We start from the raw sequence: 21761 nt of genomic DNA on the forward strand, positions 1-21761 counted from the left end.
GGCTATCGACACAAGTTCGATAGCCTTTTTATTTAAACTGATTTTATTTGTTTTGAGAAATTACTTCCAATCACGCCAACGACAATCATCAGAGCCCCGAAGATATGATAAGCATAAATTGATTCGTGTAGGATGATTGCGCCAGCTGCCATTGTAATAAAGGCAGACAGGTTCGTGAACGAACTCATCTTCGCTGCTTCCAGAATAGACAAAGCATAATTAGATAAAAATGAGGTCACAAGGGAGGAGAAAATGCCCAAATAAAGCACTGCCCATATGAAAGAACCATCTGTAAAAGGCATGAAAAATTGACTCGTGGTCCCATTTGATGAGTGCTGAATCAATGTAATGAGATTAAAAGAGACAAAACCAAGTATTGTCATGATCCACGTCAGTTCAAATACATGAAACCGGCGTGTTAGCGCTCGTGCAAACACACTATATGCACTCGATGCGAGTGCAGATAAGAAAATGAGCAGTGAGCCAGTCATGTGTGATGCCTGCATATCAATGCCATTCATGACAAATAGGAGTACAACACCTGCTACGGATAAGACAGTGAAGGCCTTCTGTCTCCATGTTGACCGTTCCTTTAAAAACAAGGAAGCAAGAATCATCGTGAAAATTGGAATGGATGCCTGAATAATACCAGCTTCCGAAGAGGAGGTAAAGGTCAGCCCCCATACTTGAAACCCAAAGAATAAAATTGGGTAAAAAATGGCTAGTGGTGCGATTATCGCAAGATCACGCCAATGAAAGGAAAAACGATATTTTTTTCGTAAAAAAGGATATAGAAGAAGTGCGGCTACAAATGATACCGTAAAACGGTGAGCAAGCAAATCAACTGGGTTTGCAGACGTAAGCGCAATTTTGACAAATAAAAATGAAAGCCCAATGATGCAGGCATATAAAATCGCGGCTGAATAGGCTTTTTGTGTGATAGATTTCAAGGTTAATCTCCTTTAACGGTGCATGCATGCGCCAGTTTTTATTTGCCGGCGGGATGTTTTTATCGTAAACGGAAGGCGATCAGTGTACAATATGAAAAAATAGCATCTGTACCGGTACAGAAGGGAAGAGAACCGTGAGAAAATATGATCAACTCATCCGTACATTGAAAGGGAAAATCGAGCAGGGAGAATTTGCAGATGGCGTCAAAATCCCCTCTATACGTACACTAGCAAAGCAATATGAAGTAAGCAAAAGCACCGTCATCAGAGCACTTGAAGAATTAGAACAGAGTCATCTGCTGTACTCAGTTCCCAGAAGTGGCTATTATGTTGTGAAGAATAGACCCTCAGTAAAAACACAGTCAGCACAATTGATTGACTTTGCCTCATCTGCACCTGATCCAGATGTATTCCCATATGTTGATTTTCAGCATTGTATCAATAAGGCGATTGATATTTATCAAAACGATTTATTTATATATGGAACGGCAAATGGGCTGCCTTCTCTGTTACCTGTCATTGCAAAACGTTTAACCGATTATCAAGTGTTTGCCGATCAAAGGCAAATTGTGATGACCTCTGGTATCCAGCTTGCACTTGCGATTCTTAGTACGATTCCATTCCCTAATGGCAAAAACACTATTTTAGTTGAACAACCAGGCTATCATCTATTCATTCAATATTTAGAAAAGAACGAATTGCCCGTTCGTGGCATCAAGCGGACAGATAAGGGAATTGATCTTCAAGAACTGGAACGGCTATTCCAGCAAGAAGATATTCGTTTTTTCTATACGATGCCAAGATTTCAAAACCCTCTCGGCACAAGCTTCTCTGAAAAAGAAAAAAAGGCGATTGCAGCGCTTGCCGAAACATACGATGTCTATATCGTAGAGGACGATTACTTGGCTGATTTAGAAATAGGAACGAAAAGCGACCCGATCTATGCATATGATCGGGCTGGAAAGGTCATTTATTTAAAAAGCTTTTCTAAAATCATTTTTCCAGGTCTGAGAACGGGTGCGGTCGTATTACCAGAAGCGCTTATTGGTCCTTTTAGTGAACATAAACGTCTCATTGATATTGATAGCTCCATGTTGTCACAGGCAGCACTTGAAATTTACTTGAAAAGTGGCATGTTTGAACGACATATAGAAAGGATGCGCACCACATATATCAGCAGATCCAACCAGCTTGTAGAGTTGATGAAAGAAGATCACAAAGCCTATCAGCTTGGAGAACTTCAGCCAGCAACTCATACCCATTTACGATTAGATCGGAGCATCCCGATGAACCAGCTCATTCAAAAGTTAAAGGAACGTTCAGTACTAGTAGAACCTATTGGTCCTCACTATATCCAATCAATCAAAAAAGAGAACCTCCTCAAGCTGAGCATATGGCATATCAAAGAAGAACAGCTAAAGCAAGGAACCGACCTCATCAAAGAAACCATTGAGCAGATCACACTGTTTTAAGTAGCAGACAGGATATCGTGACATGTCAGCAGTTCAATATGATCGGGTAAGGCTGATTCGCTTGAGCAAGCAGCCATTTTATAGGCTGGATCGAGATCATACGCTTTGACATAACAAACAGGTTCACCTTCTGGTAAATTGAATGAAGCCTGACCATCTGCTGTCAGATGTGCAGAAAAGGAGGACAGCCCATAGGATAATCCTTTGCCTGTTAGTTTAATAAAGCTCTCCTTCATCGACCATAAATGAAAGAAGTATGGAATCTGATCTTTCGTCGACTTTGTTAATAAATCTGCGTACTCTTGAGGTGAAAAAAAGCGTTTTGCGATGTCTAAATCGATTGGTTTCACCTGTTCAATATCAATGCCAACAGGCTTGTCACTCACTGCGCAGACAACAAAATGGCCGGAGTGAGACAGGTTAAAGTGGAAGTTTTTCAATCCGGCAATGATCGGTTTACCATTTTCCTCTGTTTCAAACACAATCTGATCAGAAGGAATTTGATAGGTTTCTTGGACAATCTGACGAATGAGCACCTCGCCAATGAGTGTTCGTCTAGCATCAATCGGAAAACGGAATCTTTCAGCAGCTTTGCGCTTTTGCTCAGAGACGAATCGCTTGAGGTGCTGGATTTGTTCAAGTTCTTCTTCTTCACATAAAAGTTGTAAACGGATGGCATAAATCTTCATAAAGTCCCTCGTTTTTTACATTTATTGTACCAAAAGCAGCAAATACATGAAATGACAGCCACAAGTGCTGTCTTTTTCTCATATAAGAAAAGCCATTCTTATAAGAATGGCTTCTTTCTATCTAATTAGGGAGTGTGCCGGCTTTTCAGCTGTTTTTGTTATGAGTAATTGAAGTAAACTTGTTGATTGTGGCAGTGAAAAACGAAGCACAAGTCCCGTTAAAATGGCTGTTAAAATGGTTCCGACACCAATTGGACCTCCAAGCAACCATGCAAAAAGGAGAACTGTTAATTCGATGCCATTACGAACCCACTGTACATTCAGTCCTGTTTTCTCTGAGATGAGAAGCATTAAAGAATCCCTCGGTCCGGCACCAAGATTGGCAGATACATAAATACCAACACCATAGCCAGAGATTACAATACCTGTCATAAATATATATAAGGCCGGTAAATAACCATGTGGCGCAGGCAGTATCGCATTAAAGAAATCAATAAAGACCCCAACAAGTACCATATTAATCAAAGCGCCAATCTTAGGAAATGACTTCGTAAAGATGGACGTTAATGTCACAATCAAAGCGCCAATGATGATCGACCATTGACCAATCGTCAAACCAAAATGCTGAAAAAGTCCGTAATGAAAGGCATCCCAAGGGCCAATGCCAAGAATTTTCCCTTTCACCGTAAGCGATAGTCCAAATGCCAACACAACTAATCCGACAAAATAAAAAAACCAACGTAAAAGATGTTCCCGCTTCAAAAGCATTCCCTTCTTTCTAAAACACTCGATTCCCATCGTAACATACTCTTATCCGTCTTTAAATAGGTGTGCACGATTGTAATCGCTTACTCCAAAGATAAAGTCAAAAACGCTTTCTTGTTTATAAAATTGCTGATTTCAGCACAATTTTATAAACAAAATCAGTCGAAAAAAGCTGAATTTTCGTCGAGACTTTTGAATTATTTTTTTTAACAAACAGAACCAAAATATACCTATTAAAAACATAAATGAAAAAATACGGAATTTTAAATGGAAAACATTTTTTTTTGGTTAATAAAGAAAAGACACCCTTAATTAGAACAGAATGTATGTAAATCGAATCTATAGACCTAATAGTAAGGATCTTTAAATCTGAATAACATGACAAAACAGCCTCTTTTTATTTGGAAAAACACCATATTTATAGTCATGATAAGAGGTGTATTTCTTTAGAACTATATTTGTCGAAAACAGTTATTTAGTCATGTTGGGCTTCTGGAATCTTCTTGATATTCTTTACCAAAGTATCGGGAGGTGAGCTGGTACATAGATTTATACACATTAAGTTTGTTCGAAAAGGGAGGCTGTCTTATGTATGTGTTCAAAAAAATGCTCAAATTAAGTCTGATCTTTGTGTTGATTGTCGGAAATCTTTTAGCGATTTCTCCAGCGGTATCTCAGGCTGCAGGAACGGTTGTTGTGAATAATACAGATTCATATATGATTGGAAGTTCTCCGTTAGTTCTTTATCAGCTTGATGGGAATAATCCAAAAAATATAAAGGCGAGTGTTCAGGTAAAAGGAATCAATTCGAATATAGTGAATGGCGTAGCTGTAGATGATCAGGCGAATGTTGTCTATGCTCTTACAACAGCAAGTGGTAATAATGAACTATATAAAATTAATGCGACTTCCGGACAAGCAGAGCGTGTAGCAATCTTAGATGGTGGAGCCTCTAATGCTGTTGTTTATAATGGTAAATATATACATTCATATAGCTCAGGTGGAGCCTATTTCCTCGGAACCTATGATTTAACGACTGGGCAAAAAACAGCAAAGAAAATCGATGGTTATGATATTGGCTCTGGTGTCGGTGGGGATCTTGTTGTCGATAAAGATGGCTATCTATGGTTCGCTTCAAATGGCAGTGGAGCGATTGCACAAATGAACCCTGACACAGCCGAAGTCATACGTGTGATTCCGATTACGAATGCAGATGGCAAAGCAATTGACGGTGGAGTCAGAGGGATTAGCTTTTTGCCTAATGGGCAGATGCTTTTATCCTCAGGAGCGAATGCATCTATTGGACACACTACCCTTTATACACTTGATGCCAAAACATTAAGTACCACTTATCTGGGGAATGCAGGTGAATCCCTTTCTTACGACCTCGCATCACGTGTAAAACCAGAATTTGACCCATATCCTCCAAAGCTCGAATCAGAAAAATCAGTATCCATTGCGCAAAAAGCGAATGGCAATACAGACGAGAAGCATCCAGAAGTAGGAGATACGCTTCTTTATACCATCAAAACAAAAAACACTGTGCAATATGGCGTGTTGAAAAATCTCGTCATTTCAGACCAATTACCTAGTGGCTTGAATTATGTCGCAGGCTCATTAAAAGTTGATGGCCAAGCAGTGACAGATGCGAAAGATAATGACAATGGCGACTATACGAATGGAACAGTAAGCGGTCACGTTGGTGATGTGAAGGATAGAAATTGGCATACTGTCACATTCGAAGCCAAAGTGGCAAAAGGACAGGCAGGTCAAGATATTAAGAACACCGCAAATGTCAAAGGTGACAATACAGACCCAGACAAGCCAACAACAGAAACGGAAATTTATCCGCGTGATCCAAAGCTTGAATCAGAGAAATCAGCCTCTATTCAGAAAAAAGCAGATGGAAACACAGATAAAGAGCATCCAGAAGTAGGTGATACACTACTTTACACGATTAAAGCTCGAAATGCAGTCGAAGACAGCTTGATTGAAAACTTAGTGATTTCTGATCAGCTACCTGAAGGATTGGTATACGCTGCAGGCTCACTTAAAGTAGATGGACAAGCAGCCACTGATGCTAAGGATGACGATAACGGTGATGTGACAGACGGGACTGTGACAGGTGAAATCGGTGATGTGAAAGATGCAGATTGGCACATGGTGACTTTTGAAGTAACGGTTGCCAAAGGGCAATCAGGAAAGAACATCAAGAATACAGCAAACGTATCAACTGATAACACAGACCCAGACAAGCCAACAACAGAAACGGAAATTTATCCACGTGATCCCAAGCTTGAATCAGAGAAATCAGCTTCTATTCAGAAAAAAGCAGATGGAAATACAGATAAAGAGCACCCAGAAGTAGGCGATACACTTCTTTACACGATTAAATCAAAAAACACCATCGAAGACAGCTTAATTGAAAATCTTGTGATCTCTGACAAATTGCCAGAGGGTCTAGAATATGTCGCAGGTTCACTACAAGTAGATGGACAAGCAGTGACAGATGCGAAAGACAAAGACAACGGCGATTACACAGATGGTACGGTATCTGGTCAGTTTGGTGATGTAAAGGACGCAGACTGGCATACAGTGACGTTTGAAGTGACGGTTGCCAAAGGGCAATCTGGCAAGGACATCAAGAATACAGCTGAGGTCACTGGAGGTAATACACCACCAGACAAGCCAACAACAGAAACGGAAATCTATCCACGTGATCCCAAACTTGAATCAGAAAAAACAGCGACCATTCTCGAAAAGGCGGAAGGAAATAAGGATAAAGAGCACCCAGAAGTAGGCGATACACTTCTTTACACGATTAAATCAAAAAACACCATCGAAGATAGTTTAATTGAAAATCTTGTGATCTCTGACAAATTGCCAGAAGGTCTAGAATATGTCGCAGGTTCACTACAAGTAGATGGACAAGCAGTGACAGATGTAAAAGACAAAGACAATGGCGATTACACAGATGGTACGGTGTCTGGTCAGTTTGGTGATGTAAAGGACACAGACTGGCATACAGTGACGTTTGAAGTGACGGTTGCCAAAGGGCAATCTGGCAAGGACATCAAAAACACAGCTGAGGTCACTGGAGGTAATACACCACCAGACAAACCAACAACAGAAACGGAAATCTATCCACGTGATCCAAAGCTTGAATCAGAAAAATCAGCAGAATTGAAACAAAAGGGAGAAGGCAATAAGGACGAGAAACATCCAGAGGTAGGCGACACACTACTTTACACAATTAAAGCACGAAACATAACAGAAGATAGTCTGATCAAAGATCTTGTGATTTCCGATCAATTGCCAGAAGGTCTAAAGTATGTCGCAGGTTCACTACAAGTAGATGGACAAGCAGTGACAGATGTAAAAGACAAAGACAATGGCGATTACACAGATGGTACGGTGTCTGGTCAGTTTGGTGATGTAAAGGACACAGACTGGCATACAGTGACGTTTGAAGTGACGGTTGCCAAAGGGCAATCTGGCAAGGACATCAAAAACACAGCTGAGGTCACTGGAGGTAATACACCACCAGACAAACCAACAACAGAAACGGAAATCTATCCACGTGATCCAAAGCTTGAATCAGAAAAAACAGCAGAATTGAAACAAAAGGGAGAAGGCAATAAGGACGAGAAACATCCAGAGGTAGGCGACACACTACTTTACACAATTAAAGCACGAAACATAACAGAAGATAGTCTGATCAAAGATCTTGTGATCTCTGACAAATTGCCAGAAGGTCTAGAATATGTCGCAGACTCACTGAAAGTAGATGGACAAGCAGTGACAGATGCGAAAGATAATGACAACGGCGATTACACAGATGGTACGGTATCTGGTCAGTTTGGTGATGTAAAGGACACAGACTGGCATACAGTGACGTTTGAAGTGACGGTTGCCAAAGGGCAATCTGGCAAGGACATCAAGAATACAGCTGAGGTCACTGGAGGTAATACACCACCAGACAAACCAACAACAGAAACGGAAATCTATCCACGAGCACCAAAACTTGAATCAGAAAAATCAGCCTTTATTCAGAAAAAAGCAGATGGAAATACAGATAAAGAGCATCCAGAAGTAGGCGACACACTACTTTACACAATTAAAGCAAAAAACACCACTGAGGACAGCGTCATTAAAGACCTTGTGATTTCTGATCAATTGCCAGAAGGTCTAGAATATGTCACAGGCTCACTACAAGTAGATGGACAAGTAGTGACAGATGCAAAAGACAAAGATAACGGCGATTACACAGATGGTACGGTATTTGGTCAGTTTGGCGATGTGAAGAATACAGACTGGCATACAGTGACCTTTGAAGCGAAAGTAGCAACGGGCTATGAAGGGAAAACCATTAAAAACATCGCAGAAGTCAAAGCGGACAATGTCGATAAACCGAATAAACCACAAAATCACGTGACCGTTGAACGTAAACGAGAGCAGCCAGGAACGGCCACACCAAATGAAGGTTCACCTGGAAATCAACTGCCGAATACAGCAACAGCGATGTATAACTTACTTCTCGTTGGAATTGGTCTGATTTTGAGCGGCCTCGCGATCTGGTGGGCGAGAAGAAAAAGAAATGCATAGATAGACCATCACATGATGAAAAAACTCATTCCCGGTATACTCATCACAATTGGCTTACTGATCTGTGGTTATGAATATTGGAAGATGATTGATGGACAAAAGCAAGTAAACGCAACGTTACAGTCTGCACGAGCGTTGGTTGAACTGCAAACACATAAGGATTCATCTGCCTTTATGCCTGAAGTGGGTGATGCAATTGGTATCTTAGAGATAGAGAGATTAGGTGCCAAATTACCGATTGTAGAAGGTACAGATGCTGAGGATTTAGCAAAAGGTGTTGGTCATTTTAAAGAAAGCTATTTGCCTAATGAAAATGGACAAATAGTCCTATCAGGCCATCGTGACACAGTTTTTCGGCGGACAGGTGAGCTGAAAAAAGGTGACCAACTAACAATGAAGCTGCCTTATGGAGACTTTTTATATGAAATTGAAACGATGAAAATTGTTGATAAGAATGACACATCCATCATCACACTACAACAAGACAAAGAAGAACTCATTTTGACAACTTGTTATCCTTTTTCATATATAGGTCCTGCACCCAAAAGATATATCATTTATGGAAAACGAGTTTGATGAATAGTCGCAGGGTGGACCTGCGACTATTCCTTTCAAATGAGGAAAGAGAACATGTTTCCACATCATCTTTAGGACGATCTTTGTCACAAAAGTAAAAGAAGATGGAGGAGGGGTCTTTTTTGGAAAGAGAAGAAGTCATTAGAAAAATAGATAAGTTTGGTCGAGTGGTGTTGCCAACAGAAATCAGGAAACGATTGAAAATCAAACCGCAAGACTTTATAGAAATATTCGTTGAAGAAGATCAAATTGTTCTTCAACCTTATTGGAAAGAAAAAGCGTGCGTTGTCACAGGGAATGTTACGAATGACAATAAGGTGTTGTCTGGGGGCGTTATCATCAGTCCTGAGGGAGCAAGACTGCTTTTACAAGACTTACTCGCATTGCGATTAAAGAAGGAAATCTAATGCTTACATAATTGTTTGAATGCATTAAGCTACTCTATTGTAGGAGTAGCTTATTTCACGTTTTCTATCTTATAAGCATTTTGTTGCATCTGCCTCTCGATAAAAAAACCCGCCCATTGGCAGGTTTTTTCAGTCATACTGGATTTAAAATACGATTTAAGAATTGTTTTGTGCGTTCTTCTTTTGGGTGTTTGAAGATTTCGTGTGGTGGTCCTTGTTCTACGATGACGCCGCCATCAATAAAGATGACTTCATCTGCGACCTCTTGTGCGAATTTCACTTCATGTGTGACGACCGCCATTGTCCAGCCTTCGCTAGCAAGGTCTTTCATGACCTTTAATACTTCACCAACAAGCTCAGGATCAAGAGCAGAGGTCGGTTCATCAAAGAGCATCAATTCTGGCTGAATCGCAAGTGCACGGGCAATGCCAACGCGCTGCTGTTGTCCACCAGATAGCTGGAATGGATACAGATCCATTTTTTCTTCGAGGCCCACTTTTTGTAGCAATTGAATCGCTTCTTTTCTCACTGTTTCTTTTTGCTTGTGCTGAACATGAACAGGTCCTTCCATCACATTCTCAAGTACAGTGCGATGAGGAAAAAGGTGATAATCTTGAAAAACCATGCCTGATTTCCGGCGAAGCTTTAGTAGGTCTGATTGTTTGTTCTTCTTTGAAAAATCAATGGAAAAATCATCGAAGGTAAAGGAACCGCCATCGGGGATTTCTAGTGCATTTAGACAGCGGAGCATCGTTGTTTTTCCTGACCCAGATGGGCCGAGAATCGCTACGACTTGCCCCTTGTTGATCGTTAAATTGATCGACTTTAAGATTTCATTTTCGCCAAAGGATTTCTTTAAGTTTTTTACCGTTAGCATGTTTTCCCCTCCTTACCTTGCGACATACCGGTCAAGTCTCTTTTCAATTTGATGCTGGAAGAGCGATAAGATGAAGCAGAACACCCAGTAGATAAATGCAGCTTCCATATAAATAAACAAAATTTGGTCGAGATTCGCCGCTGCAATTTCCTGAGATTTACGGAAAAGCTCAGCCACGAGTATTTGTGAAGCCAGTGATGTATCCTTCACCAAACTAATAAAAGAGTTTGACAAAGGCGGAATGGAGACACGAACGGCTTGCGGTAAAATGACCCGTACCAACGTTTTTCGGTGGGTCATACCGATGGAATAGCCCGCTTCCCACTGCCCCTTTGGTACAGATAGTACAGAGGCACGAATAATCTCTGATGCATAAGCGCCAACATTCAGCGAGAAAGCGATAATGGCACTTGGGTATGGATCAAGTGTGATATTAAATGTCGGGAAGAAATAGAAAATAATAAACAATTGCACAAACAGTGGTGTACCACGGACAGCCGACACATAAATAGAGAAAATCCATCTTAATATATTCACTTTTGACATTCTAGCGAGTGCTGTGACAAGCGCAATGAAAATACCGATCACAAATGAAAGAATGGCCAAGGGAATTGTATAATAAATTCCCTGCGATACCATTGGCCAAAAAGATTGCTGAAGAAGATCCCATGGAATGTCGACTCCTAGGATGTTACTTTGTAACATCTTCGCCAAACCATTTCTTTGAAATCTTCGCGAGAGTACCGTCTTTCTTCATTTCTTTCAGTGCGTTATTGACCTTATCAACAACCTCACCGCTGCCTTTTCTGAAGGCGAAGTATGTTTCCTGTGGATCTCCCGTTTCGAATGCTACTTTTAGGTTTTTATTTCCGCTTGTTTTTAAATAGTTCAGTACAGCAAGCTTATCATTAAATGTTAAATCAGCACGCCCTTGCTGGATCAATTGAATAGATTGTGCAAGTCCTTCTACACCTTCAATTTTTGCACCTGCATCTGTTGCTAGTTTATTGTAGTTACTTGTTAGTGATTGTGCGGCTGTTTTTCCTTTGACATCTTCTAATTTCTTGATGTCGTTGTTGTCTGACTTTGTTACGACAATCGCTTGTGATGTTGTGTATACGTCAGAGAAATCATATTGCTTTTCGCGACCTGTTTTACCGACTTGGTTTGCGACGACATCAAAACGCTTCGAATTCAGTCCTGCAAACATGCTATCCCATTGTGTTTCTTTGAATTCAGGCTTTAGGTCAAGACGTTTCGCAACTTCTGTGATGACTTCTACATCATAGCCAGTCAGTTTATCCGTTTTTTTGTCATGGAATGTGAAAGGTGCGTATGTACCTTCTGTTCCAATTGTTAATACGCCTTTATCCTTAATAGACTTCCAAAGGTCACCTGTTTCCTTTGAACCAGTTTGTTTATTTGAGCTGTCGTTTGCTGCAGACCCACATGCAGTGATCAAAGCAAAGCAAGCTCCTAAAATGATGGCAAAGAACACTTTTTTCATCTTATTCCCCACTTTTCTTGTTGGTATTTACAACATATGATCTTACAGAGATGCAACCTAAAAGTAAAGCATTTGAAATTATCTTGAACGAATCTTATGAACTTTATGCCCACATCAGCATTCTTTTAGTATCGAATGGCTCGGATAGACAACCAATAAGCTACGATTCATTGAAAAAAAGCAATGATCTATCCGTATGAATATACCCTGATTAAACGGTCAATCAAACCAAACGAATGATAGGCTAACGAAAAGGTCTCAAACATAAACGGGGATAAATATAGGTATCAGTCAATCAACTGTAAGGGAATACCTAGGTGAGCCGTTTTTTTCACTTTTTGTAGAAAATACTTCGTTTCCATTACCTATTTAATGGGAAATGTGTTATGATAAGAAACGTCAAAAAAGTATTTTAAAGGTATTTTTGACAATTGATTCAATTTTTATGTAGGAAGCAATACTCGTATACCTTCAGAAATATGGTCTGAGAGTCTCTACCTAGTTCCCGTAAAGAATTAGACTACGAGAAAAATTGTTACTTAATCTGACTTATAGGAAAAATGAAGGAAACTACATCGTTTTCTCGCCTATTAGAATACATGTTTATATTTCTAATAACCCCATCTATGATTCGTTTCAATCATGCATTCTCTGAGATCAAGATCAAGTAGAACGTATCTCGCTATTCTTTTTTTACGGCGGCAGGTTCTTCTTTATCTTGGTTTTTTTATGTGCCAAACATAAAGGATGAGACAGCAAAAGTTCTAGCAATTTCACGAGTAGAACTGAATCAATGGGGTTTTTTGCATGCAAAATAGGAGGGATGATGGTGAACATGAAAACAGAACAAAGTGTTAAGCAGTTTAGTTTGTATAGTGAGGACTATTTTGAAAATCGATATGCCATTTACAAGCAATTAAGAAATGAAGCTCCTGTATATTGGAATGAAGAAATGAAGTCGTGGTTCATTACGAGATATAGCGACATGACAACAAATCTTCCGGGGGATCGATTTATATCCAGTAACGTCATTCCACTCAAAATGAGTAATTTAGCGGAAGGGGAAGACAAGCATTTTAAAGATATCACTGACATCATTAAAACATGGATGGTTTATCATGATCGACCTGATCATACACAGCTGAGGGGCTATATGAATCGTGCTTTTTTGGTAAATGAAATTGAATTAATCACCCCAGAAATTAAGAAAATTGTCGCAAGTATTATTGATCGTGTGCTAGAGCAAAACGCAGAGTCTTTTGATTTTGTAGAAGAAATCGCTCACCCTATTCCCGCTATGGTTCTTTGTAAAATGCTAGGTATACCAGGGGGAGAAGTAAACAAGTTTATTAGATGGTCTGATGACATCGCCTTATTTATGCAAAACTTTGTCGTGTCTCATGTTCCTAGCAAAGAGATTAGTGAACAGGTCAGAGGAAGTGTGAAAGAAATTTATGAGTATTTATCAAACGCCATTGCTGAAAGAAGAAAAGAGAAGAAAAATGATCTGTTAAGTCGCCTTATTTCTGATACGCCAGGTGTCGATGGAGAGTTAACAGATGATCAATTAATCGCTCAGACGATGCATTTGATTTTTGGTGGACATAAAATACCTCAGTTTGTGCTCAGTAATTCATTACATTTGCTATTTAAACATCAGGATGTACTCGAACTACTGAAAAAGGATATGTCGCTATTACCTAAAATTTTAGATGAAACAATGAGGCTAGAGGGCCCCATCCAATATATTGTCAGACATGCATCAGAAGATATTGAGTTGCATGGGCAACAAATAAAGAAGAACGATTCTGTGTACTTTTTCCTAGCATCTGCTGGAAGAGATGAAAGGGTTTTTGAACATCCAGAGAAAATGGATATAACTCGTAAAGGGTTTCGTCATATGGCCTTTGGCGGGGGGTATCATACGTGTATCGCAGCGGCATTTGCCCGTGCGGAAATCATGGAAATACTGAAAGAGGTCATCACTCGGTGTCCAGATATACAGCCTTTATACGACATTGAAAAGCCGGAGTGGACATCTAATCCAACATTCACAGGCATTTTACATATGGAGGTGAAAGTGAATCAAAGTAAATAGAGGGAATAGAACCTCTTATTTCTCTATTCTCATGAAGGGAAGGATGGTCATTTGCAAACATCTAACCAAAAACCAGCCATCATCTTAATACATGAAATTTACGGCATAAATGGTCATATGAAGAGTATCATCAATCACTTTGAAAGAGCTGGTTTTGATGTTTATTGTCCTCATTTATTGGGCGAAGTTAAAAGCTTCAATTATGTAAGTGAGGATGAGGCATATCAACACTTTATGAATGAAGTTGGTTTTGAGCGAGCTTTAGAAGATGTTCTTAGGATGGCGAACCATCTTAAAAAAAGGTGTACAAACATCTTCGTATTAGGTTTTAGTGTCGGGGCAACAGTTGCTTGGCTTTGTAGTCATTATGGGCATTTGTTTACTGGCATCATTGGTTTTTATGGTTCGAGAATAAGAGATTATCTCGACATCACGCCTAAATGTAAGACGTTATTATTTTTCCCTACGATAGAGACATCTTTTGACCCTCAGGATGTTTTGGGAGTATTGGAGAAAAAGAATAAGCTTCAAGTGATCATGATAGAGGGGAAGCATGGCTTTACAAATCAATATTCTACGGCTTTTGATGCAGTCTCTAAAAGTCATTGCTTTCATCAAACGTATGATTTTATAATGACGCATTCAAAATTGAAAAATGATCGAACGGTAGGGAGAAAATGAATGCTCATAAATGGATGTCCATGCAGTTTTTCGGCTTCTTTTTCACATTCGGCATATTCGTGCCTTATTGGTCGGTGTGGCTTGTAACAGATAAGAATTTCACAGCTGATCAAGCGGGGATAGTGATTGCGACTGGTTTACTTACTCGCGCGATTACGACATTCTTCCTGTTTCCGTTAGCAAGTAAGTATATAAGTTTGGCGCGATTAAACCAAATGGTTGCTTTCTTATCTGTGATCTTCTTTGCTCTTCTCATACCAACGAGTAGCTTTATGACGGTTGTTGTGATGACTTTTTTATTAAGTCTTCTCTATCCTATGCCTTTAGCTATGCACGAAGCAATGGCATCAAGACTCCTGAAGAGGCATGAGATTACGTATGGTCGTAGCAGGTCATACGGGTCATTAGGGTACATCGTCGCCTTATCACTTACTGGTATCATCATTTCTCTATTAGGGGAACAGGCCATTATCTACATCATGATTGTCAGTACGATCATGTTTGCTCTTTTGGCATCTTTAAGAGCACCGCGCACCCTACAGGAAAAAAACGAATCCGCTGGTATAAGTTTAGTAAAACTATTTCAATCAAAGTCATTTATTTTAGTGTTGCTCCTTTGTGTCATTTTACAATCAGCACATGCAGCATATTACAGCTACGCCGTACTTTTTCTAGGAGGTATAGGCGTTCAAACGGAGTTTGTTGGATTTCTTTTATTAATAGCGGTGATCGCAGAAATTGTCTTCTTTTTCATATCAGATGCTCTATTTAAAAAGAAGAACGTGACGACACTATTGGTGTTTAGTATTTCTGCGTCTGTTGTACGATGGATGCTGCTGTTTCTGTTTGATCATTTAATGATTTTTATTGTGTCTCAATTTCTCCATGCCTTTACATTCGGTCTCACTCAAGTAGCCTATATGAAGTATTTGGACAAAAACATAGATAATAAATTTTTCCCTTATGCACACGGGTTATATGCAGCTTTAGGTTTGAGTCTTGGTAACGGACTTTTGACAATTGTGAGTGGGTATCTATTTTCCATATCACCTTCTTTTGCGTTCTTAGGGATGGCGCTCATTTGTATGCCGTGTTTTATTTTGGTTTATTTGTTGAAAGTGACATTAAAGAATCAGTTAGATCAAAGTGATCAGAAAAAATGTACTGAGGAGAGTCAGATCCATGCAAATTAAAAAAGAGAAGGAGATCCGTGTGTTCGATGATAGCTTGGAAGGGATCGTCAGAACGGATGTTGTTCATTTTTCGAAAGATCAGTTGATACAGCTCAAGATACACAGTTCAGCTTCCTCGAGAAGGCAGGGTGTGGTTCTAATTTCTGAGAATGGCTTAACAGTAAGTGGCGGTGAAAAAGAGAGAACCTTGATATTATGGGAAGATCGAGTAAATAAAGAACACATCATTAAATGCTCTGAAGGCACTGTCAACATATTCAATGTATGGGAAGAAGAAAGAATGATCGGTTATCATGACCATTTATCTGGTATGAGAATTGAAAAAAGTCAAACGGGTTTTATTTATCATTGCAACGTTGGTTATGCTAAAGAAGGATTTACATCAATGATCTTCTCAATTGCTTTTTTGCGATGATGTCTAACTTAGATGGTTTTACCCCGTCATAGACGGAACGGCAACCAGTGTGTGAAGGTATTCTACCGGTGCACACTGGTTTTATTTTTTCTGAAAAAGGTCTGATTACTTATAGAAGAAGTGTGTGCTCAGTTATTACTTGAGACACTCTCTGTTGGTTTGCAACAAATGATCAAATGGCATCGTTTTATTTGTGTGAAGATTAGTAAAATAAAGACTTTGATGTAGTGACTTTAGAAGGAAGCATAATTATTATAAAAGATGTATAATTAATAGGTTATTTTAAAAATGGAATGAATGACATGGAGACACATGTTTAAATAAATGACATCTAAGAAGAAGGAGGCCACATAGTGGGTGTTGGACAAAATCAGCCAGAACAATTAAAAAGAGCGATGACATCACGTCATTTGTTTATGATTTCACTTGGTGGCGTGATTGGCACAGGCTTTTTCCTAGGAACGGGTTTTACCATTGGACAGGCTGGTCCGATAGGTGCGGTTCTTTCCTATTTAGTGGGCGGATTGATTATGTACTTAACCATGCTTTGTCTTGGTGAGCTATCTGTTGCACTTCCTGTTTCTGGTTCCTTTCATACGTATGCGACAAAATTTGTTAGTCCTTCGGTAGGATTTGCTGTTGGGTGGATATATTGGCTTGGATGGGCGGCCACCGTGGCCCTTGAGTTTTTATCAGCAGGGCAGTTGATGAAACGCTGGTTTCCGCATGTAGATGTATGGATCTGGTGCTTGATGTTTGGGGCATTACTGTTCATATTAAATGCGCTGTCTGCCAAGGCATTTGGTGAATCGGAGTTTTTCTTTTCTACGATTAAGATTGTGGCGATCTTATTGTTTATCGCGCTTGGTGGTGCGGCTATGTTTGGATTGATTCAAACGACGGGTGGACAGGCTGCACCGTACTTAAGCAACTTCGTGAGTGATGGTGTATTTCCAAATGGTTTGATGGCAGTTGTGGTGACGATGATCACTGTCAACTTTGCATTTCAGGGGACAGAATTAATCGGGATCGCAGCAGGAGAAAGTGAAAATCCAGAAAAGACAGTGCCTCGTTCGATTCATCAAACGGTATGGCGGACGCTTGTCTTTTTCGTCTTATCTGTATTTGTGCTTGCTGGGATGGTGCCTTGGAAAGAAGCGAGTGTGTTAGAAAGCCCATTTGTCACTGTATTTGAACGAATTGGTATTCCATATGCGGCAGATCTCATGAACTTTGTCATTTTGATTGCTTTATTATCTGTAGCCAATTCTGGATTGTATGCATCAACAAGAATGCTGTATTCCTTGTCTAAAGAAGGCATGGCAGGGAAGGCGTTCCGCAGGGTGAATAAAAGAGGGATCCCAATGAATGCATTGCTTCTCACATTTCTATTTACGGGTATCTCCTTACTGTCGGGATTCTTTGCAGAAGAAACGGTCTTTATGTGGATTGTATCGATAGCAGGTATGAGTGCACAGGCGGGGTGGATGACGATCACAATTTCACAGTTGTTCTTTCGAAAGAAATATATCAAGGCGGGCGGTCAACTAGAAAATCTGAAATTCAAAACGCCTTTATATCCTGTACTGCCGATCGTAGCGCTTACCTTAAATACAATCGTCCTCATCAGTCTTGCATTTGACTCTGAGCAACGCATTGGATTATATGTCGGTGTACCTCTGATGCTCATCGGCTATGTGATTTATCACCTATATGTCAAAAAACATCAGCCGAAAGGTGAACCGCTTAAATTGCAAATACGCGGTGACGATGACATTAGATTTTAAGACAATGAAAAGAAGCCAACCGAATTGCGGTTGGCTTTTTGTGTTTATTGAACACCTTTCATGGCTCTTTTAATGATTGGCGAAATGGCAATCATGATGACACAAAGGATGATGGCGATGGAGCCGATGATGCCAAAATAGATCGTTTCTGGCACTTTGTCAAACAGCTTGACAACTTGAGCGTTGATCGCTTGTGCCATGGCATTTGAAAGGAACCAAAGGCTCATGGTCTGTGCTGAAAATGCAGCAGGTGCAAGCTTCGTTGTTGCTGATAATCCAACTGGAGATAAGCAAAGCTCACCGATGACCACAAGAAGGAAGCTAAGAACGAGCCAAATCGGACTTACCAATGTGTTCGGTCCTGCCATATATGCTGGAATGATCATGATGACAAAGGATAATCCAGCAAACAGCAAACCGAACGAAAATTTAATCGGTGTGGATGGCTGTTTTTTCCCAAGTTTCACCCATAGCCATGCAAATACAGGAGATAACAGAACGATAAAAATCGGATTGAGTGATTGGAACCATGATGAAGCGAGTGTCATTCCGAAGAAATCAAGGTTTGTTCGTTTATCTGCATAGGTCGCTAGTATATTTGAACCTTGTTCTTGAATCGCCCAAAACATCACAGAAGCAAGAAACAAAGGAATATAGGCTAAGATACGTGATTGCTCAACCTTGCTCGTTTTTTTACTAAAGTACATCGCAATAAAATAGATGATTGGAATCATCACACCAAGGATACTGACAAACCACGTGAACAAATCAATGGTTAAACGACCTGTTTGAATCCCCCATACAAAAACAGCTGCAAGTACAATGACAAACCCGGTACCTAGTATTTTTAAGTTTTTGCGTTCTTTAGTAGAGAGAGGATTCGATACATACGTACCGGCAAGACCAAGGTTCGGTTTCTTCGTGACAACAAATGTAATTAATCCAATGAGCATCCCAACTGCCGCAAGAGAGAAACCGAGATGGAAATTCACTCTTTGACCGAGTGTTCCGACAATTAATGGGGCAATAAATCCACCCATATTGATCCCCATATAGAAGATGCTAAAGCCTGAATCGCGACGAGAATCTGTTTTTGAGTATAAGTCACCGACAATATTGGAAACGTTTGGCTTGAGGAGACCTGTTCCAATAATAATCAAGGCCATACTAATAAAAAGAGCAGTTGCCCCGCTTGGCAATGCAAGGATAATGTGTCCGAGCATAATCAAGACACCGCCGTAAAAGACGGTATTGGATGAGCCGAGAATGCGATCCGCTAGCCAGCCGCCAATGATGCCTGACATGTACACAAGTGCACCATACACAGACATAATCGAATTGGCAGTCGTTTGGTCGAAACCAAGTCCGCCTTTTGTCACCTCTGTATACATGTAATAAATAAGAAGCGCACGCATCCCATAGTAGGAGAACCGCTCCCAAAATTCTGTGAAAAACAACGTGTAAAGTCCCTTAGGGTGTCCGAAAAATCCCTTTTGTGGAACACTTTTAACAACCTGATCGTGATCAATTGTAGTCATGGTATAAATCCTTTCTTCAAAAAAGAGATATCAAAAAATGATATTCTTATATAGTTATTTTGTCAATATAAAACTATTCTAAAACAAGAAAATATTAGACTGAAAGGGTTTAAAGTCCCAATTTGAGCGTTAATTTTTCTAATATAAAAAATGTTATATAATATTATGGAAAAATTTAACTAAATTTTAAACGATTGTACAAGCGGCACCACCTCCACTTGCATATGAATACAAAGGGAAACACTGATTTGAAAAAGGAGGAGATCATTTGGGAGAGTTGAATGGGCCTGACATGAATAAAACCATTGTGAATGTCGCAGATTTTGGTGTGATAGCAGATGGTGAGACAGATTGTACAGCCATGCTCAATGAATGTTTAAAATGGACAAAATCACAGGGGTATTCTCATGTGTGGTTGCCAAGCGGCACATATTTAATTGATCCTACGTATGAAGGAGATGCTTTTCAACCGTTTCGAAATGCGGGAATTCGGGTTCCAAGTGATATCTATATTGAGATGGCTTCAGATGCGGTGTTAAAGGCCAAGCCGAATGATTCATGGGGGTACTCTGTCATTTATATAGGAAAAGAACGAAACATCACCATAACAGGCGGGCGGATTGAGGGGGATCGAGATGAGCATGTATATAAGCCCACACCATCCTCTAGAATGACACATGAGTGGGGATTTGGCATTTGTATTGAAGGGGCTTCCAATGTGAACCTAATGGGCATTCAAATTGAAAAATGCACGGGAGATGGTGTGATCATAGGCCCTCAAGGAGTGTTAACGAGTAATACCAATGCCTATACACCGTCAACTTCAATTAAAGTATCTAGTTGCACCATTGCAGAATCAAGGCGGAATAATATATCAATTACTGGCTGTGATGGCGTCATCATTGAAGACTGTCTCATTGAAAAGGCGGGTATCGGTGGTGTAGAACCCCGCATGGGCATTGATATTGAGGGCTATGGTGAAGGTAACATTGATCTGGAGGAGCCGCTCAATATTACGATACGTAATAATATTGTGAGAGGTGGTGCGGCAAGCTCCATCTATAATTACAATGGGTACGGTGTTGTAATAGAAGGAAATCAAACAGATAGCAGTATTTCTTATGGATTTGGGACAGAGACCATCATTTCAAATAACTTGATTTGTGCACGTGGACTCGGTGTGACAAGAGCGGGGATAGCGAGTTTAGGCGTCTCGCTTAGCAAAGAAGAAAATGATGTCATCATTATTGGCAACATAATTCATGGATTTCAGACGGGAATTGATGTCAGAGGAGACAGTGTACAAATCATCGGGAATAAGATCAGTCGATTTGAAAACGCTGCCATTTTGGTTTATCTAGCAAATCGAATATTGATTGAAGGGAATCATATTGAAACAGGTAAAAATGGAGAGTTAAGAAGTGCGGCACTTAAAGTGTTTCAATCAGATAGCGTCGTATTCTCAGGTAACACGGTTCATTTCGTTGTAGATGTAGCGATTATTAGAGGAACGCATATTCTGATTCAGCATAATCAATTCAAATCATTTAGCAGAGGTATTTGGGTGCAGGATGGGAAAGTGGATATGAACGGCAATCATTTCATTCAAGAGAAACAGCCTGATGTTGTTCCTTCTTATCCTATTAGTATAACGGGTACTGCAAAAGCATTCATTCGTCAAAATAGCTTTAAAGACTATCATAATTATGCGATCTACAGCACAACGACAGCACCGATTGACATCAGTGCCAATACATTTGAGGAATCTTCGGTATTCGTTGTCATTTATGTGAAAAACGGATCGCCTCAGATTGGAGACAATCGTTTTTATTTGAATCGTCCATTAGGTCAGCCAATCTCGATCTATATTGATGAAGGAAAAGGAGCTAGGGTCATGCGAAACAACATCATCAATGCATCACCAAAAATCGCGGTTGGCATACGGACAATATCCTCCATTGGTTCTGTCGTTGCACACAACATTTTGGAACGCAGTCAGATGATCACACATGCGAACGATGTGCTTGTTGGAAATATTGAAATTCCATCTCCTTAAAAGGTGAATAAATCCCTTATTTTGGAGGTTCTAAGGGCAGTTGACAATCAAGAAAAAAGGGCATATAGTAATAATTATTTTTAATTTTTCACAACATTTGCCCTTTTTTTCTGATTAAAACCAATTAAATCAATCAGAAAAATGT

The 21761-nt window shown here is 39.9% G+C and carries 17 protein-coding genes and 1 riboswitch; of the genes, 10 read left to right on the top strand and 7 right to left on the bottom strand.

Annotated features, from left to right (window positions below; genetic code table 11):
• Nucleotides 1-32: 32 nt before the first annotated feature.
• Nucleotides 33-950, bottom strand: a complete 918-nt coding sequence (locus ACQKEZ_RS16895; RefSeq protein ID WP_427302784.1) for a DMT family transporter — start codon at nt 948-950, stop codon at nt 33-35.
• Nucleotides 951-1084: 134 nt separating this feature from the next.
• Between ACQKEZ_RS16895 and ACQKEZ_RS16900 the strand changes: the two genes are divergently transcribed.
• Entirely contained in the window at nt 1085-2422 is a 1338-nt protein-coding gene (locus ACQKEZ_RS16900) for a PLP-dependent aminotransferase family protein (protein ID WP_427302786.1), read from the top strand.
• Here ACQKEZ_RS16900 and ACQKEZ_RS16905 read toward each other — a convergent pair.
• Both ACQKEZ_RS16905 and ACQKEZ_RS16910 read right to left on the bottom strand, forming a co-directional pair.
• Nucleotides 2419-3111 (bottom strand): 4'-phosphopantetheinyl transferase family protein, encoded by a 693-nt coding sequence (locus tag ACQKEZ_RS16905; protein WP_427302788.1) that lies wholly within the window; start codon nt 3109-3111, stop codon nt 2419-2421. The two genes, ACQKEZ_RS16900 and ACQKEZ_RS16905, sit on opposite strands and share 4 nt — an antisense overlap.
• Nucleotides 3112-3228: 117 nt before the next feature.
• On the bottom strand, nt 3229-3873 hold the full coding sequence (locus ACQKEZ_RS16910; RefSeq protein WP_427302789.1) for a YczE/YyaS/YitT family protein: 645 nt from the start codon (nt 3871-3873) through the stop codon (nt 3229-3231).
• A gap of 591 nt (nt 3874-4464) precedes the next feature.
• Here ACQKEZ_RS16910 and ACQKEZ_RS16915 point away from each other — a divergent pair.
• The 3 genes from ACQKEZ_RS16915 to ACQKEZ_RS16925 all read left to right on the top strand — a co-directional run bounded on the left by ACQKEZ_RS16915 (nt 4465) and on the right by ACQKEZ_RS16925 (nt 9464).
• Nucleotides 4465-8481 (top strand): isopeptide-forming domain-containing fimbrial protein, encoded by a 4017-nt coding sequence (locus ACQKEZ_RS16915; RefSeq protein ID WP_427302791.1) that lies wholly within the window; start codon nt 4465-4467, stop codon nt 8479-8481.
• Nucleotides 8482-8493: 12 nt separating this feature from the next.
• Nucleotides 8494-9057, top strand: coding sequence for a class D sortase (locus ACQKEZ_RS16920; protein ID WP_427302793.1), 564 nt, complete (start codon nt 8494-8496; stop codon nt 9055-9057).
• A 122-nt stretch (nt 9058-9179) separates the two neighbouring features.
• On the top strand, nt 9180-9464 hold the full coding sequence (locus tag ACQKEZ_RS16925) for an AbrB/MazE/SpoVT family DNA-binding domain-containing protein (protein ID WP_427302795.1): 285 nt from the start codon (nt 9180-9182) through the stop codon (nt 9462-9464).
• Between the two features lie 133 nt (nt 9465-9597).
• Here the strand turns inward: ACQKEZ_RS16925 and ACQKEZ_RS16930 are convergent, their stop codons facing one another.
• The 3 genes from ACQKEZ_RS16930 to tcyA are packed head-to-tail and all read right to left on the bottom strand — an operon-like array spanning nt 9598 to nt 11848.
• Nucleotides 9598-10341: an amino acid ABC transporter ATP-binding protein gene (locus tag ACQKEZ_RS16930; protein ID WP_427302797.1), complete on the bottom strand. Its 744-nt coding sequence runs from the start codon at nt 10339-10341 to the stop codon at nt 9598-9600.
• Nucleotides 10342-10353: 12 nt separating this feature from the next.
• Nucleotides 10354-11046 carry an amino acid ABC transporter permease gene (locus tag ACQKEZ_RS16935; protein ID WP_427302799.1) on the bottom strand — a complete coding sequence of 231 codons (693 nt, stop codon included), beginning with the start codon at nt 11044-11046 and terminating at the stop codon, nt 10354-10356.
• Nucleotides 11033-11848, bottom strand: a complete 816-nt coding sequence (tcyA, locus tag ACQKEZ_RS16940; RefSeq protein ID WP_427302801.1) for a cystine ABC transporter substrate-binding lipoprotein TcyA — start codon at nt 11846-11848, stop codon at nt 11033-11035. Before tcyA ends, ACQKEZ_RS16935 begins: the two co-directional genes overlap by 14 nt.
• 441 nt (nt 11849-12289) lie before the next feature.
• A riboswitch (purine riboswitch) is annotated at nt 12290-12391 on the top strand.
• A 292-nt stretch (nt 12392-12683) separates the two neighbouring features.
• Between tcyA and ACQKEZ_RS16945 the strand changes: the two genes are divergently transcribed.
• From ACQKEZ_RS16945 to ACQKEZ_RS16965, 5 genes are all read left to right on the top strand, one after another.
• A complete protein-coding gene (locus tag ACQKEZ_RS16945; protein ID WP_427302803.1) occupies nt 12684-13946 on the top strand; it encodes a cytochrome P450 in 1263 nt (420 codons plus the stop codon).
• Between the two features lie 51 nt (nt 13947-13997).
• A complete protein-coding gene (locus tag ACQKEZ_RS16950; protein ID WP_427302805.1) occupies nt 13998-14627 on the top strand; it encodes a dienelactone hydrolase family protein in 630 nt (209 codons plus the stop codon).
• Nucleotides 14624-15820 (top strand): MFS transporter, encoded by a 1197-nt coding sequence (locus tag ACQKEZ_RS16955; protein ID WP_427302807.1) that lies wholly within the window; start codon nt 14624-14626, stop codon nt 15818-15820. The genes ACQKEZ_RS16950 and ACQKEZ_RS16955 overlap by 4 nt, the downstream gene beginning before the upstream one ends.
• Complete coding sequence (locus tag ACQKEZ_RS16960; RefSeq protein ID WP_427302809.1) at nt 15810-16235, top strand: hypothetical protein; 426 nt, start codon at nt 15810-15812, stop codon at nt 16233-16235. Before ACQKEZ_RS16955 ends, ACQKEZ_RS16960 begins: the two co-directional genes overlap by 11 nt.
• Before the next feature lie 353 nt (nt 16236-16588).
• Complete coding sequence (locus tag ACQKEZ_RS16965) at nt 16589-18022, top strand: amino acid permease (protein WP_427302811.1); 1434 nt, start codon at nt 16589-16591, stop codon at nt 18020-18022.
• Nucleotides 18023-18066: 44 nt separating this feature from the next.
• Here the strand turns inward: ACQKEZ_RS16965 and ACQKEZ_RS16970 are convergent, their stop codons facing one another.
• Nucleotides 18067-19560 carry a peptide MFS transporter gene (locus ACQKEZ_RS16970; RefSeq protein WP_427302813.1) on the bottom strand — a complete coding sequence of 498 codons (1494 nt, stop codon included), beginning with the start codon at nt 19558-19560 and terminating at the stop codon, nt 18067-18069.
• 268 nt (nt 19561-19828) lie between these two features.
• Here ACQKEZ_RS16970 and ACQKEZ_RS16975 point away from each other — a divergent pair, with 268 nt between their 5' ends.
• Nucleotides 19829-21616: a right-handed parallel beta-helix repeat-containing protein gene (locus ACQKEZ_RS16975; protein WP_427302815.1), complete on the top strand. Its 1788-nt coding sequence runs from the start codon at nt 19829-19831 to the stop codon at nt 21614-21616.
• The last annotated feature ends 145 nt before the right edge of the window (nt 21617-21761 follow it).

It is taken from the genome of Bacillus sp. NPDC077027, from assembly GCF_050269555.1.
Classification (GTDB): domain Bacteria; phylum Bacillota; class Bacilli; order Bacillales; family Bacillaceae; genus Bacillus.

Bases quoted from the DNA above. Each gene is read 5' to 3' on its own strand.
- ACQKEZ_RS16905 (WP_427302788.1), bottom strand. From the start codon at position 3,111: ATGAAGATTTATGCCATCCGTTTACAACTTTTATGTGAAGAAGAAGAA.
- ACQKEZ_RS16915 (WP_427302791.1), top strand. From the start codon at position 4,465: ATGTATGTGTTCAAAAAAATGCTCAAATTAAGTCTGATCTTTGTGTTG.
- ACQKEZ_RS16920 (WP_427302793.1), top strand. From the start codon at position 8,494: ATGATGAAAAAACTCATTCCCGGTATACTCATCACAATTGGCTTACTG.
- ACQKEZ_RS16930 (WP_427302797.1), bottom strand. From the start codon at position 10,341: ATGCTAACGGTAAAAAACTTAAAGAAATCCTTTGGCGAAAATGAAATC.
- ACQKEZ_RS16935 (WP_427302799.1), bottom strand. From the start codon at position 11,046: ATGTTACAAAGTAACATCCTAGGAGTCGACATTCCATGGGATCTTCTT.
- tcyA (WP_427302801.1), bottom strand. From the start codon at position 11,848: ATGAAAAAAGTGTTCTTTGCCATCATTTTAGGAGCTTGCTTTGCTTTG.
- ACQKEZ_RS16945 (WP_427302803.1), top strand. From the start codon at position 12,684: ATGAAAACAGAACAAAGTGTTAAGCAGTTTAGTTTGTATAGTGAGGAC.
- ACQKEZ_RS16955 (WP_427302807.1), top strand. From the start codon at position 14,624: ATGAATGCTCATAAATGGATGTCCATGCAGTTTTTCGGCTTCTTTTTC.
- ACQKEZ_RS16960 (WP_427302809.1), top strand. From the start codon at position 15,810: ATGCAAATTAAAAAAGAGAAGGAGATCCGTGTGTTCGATGATAGCTTG.
- ACQKEZ_RS16970 (WP_427302813.1), bottom strand. From the start codon at position 19,560: ATGACTACAATTGATCACGATCAGGTTGTTAAAAGTGTTCCACAAAAG.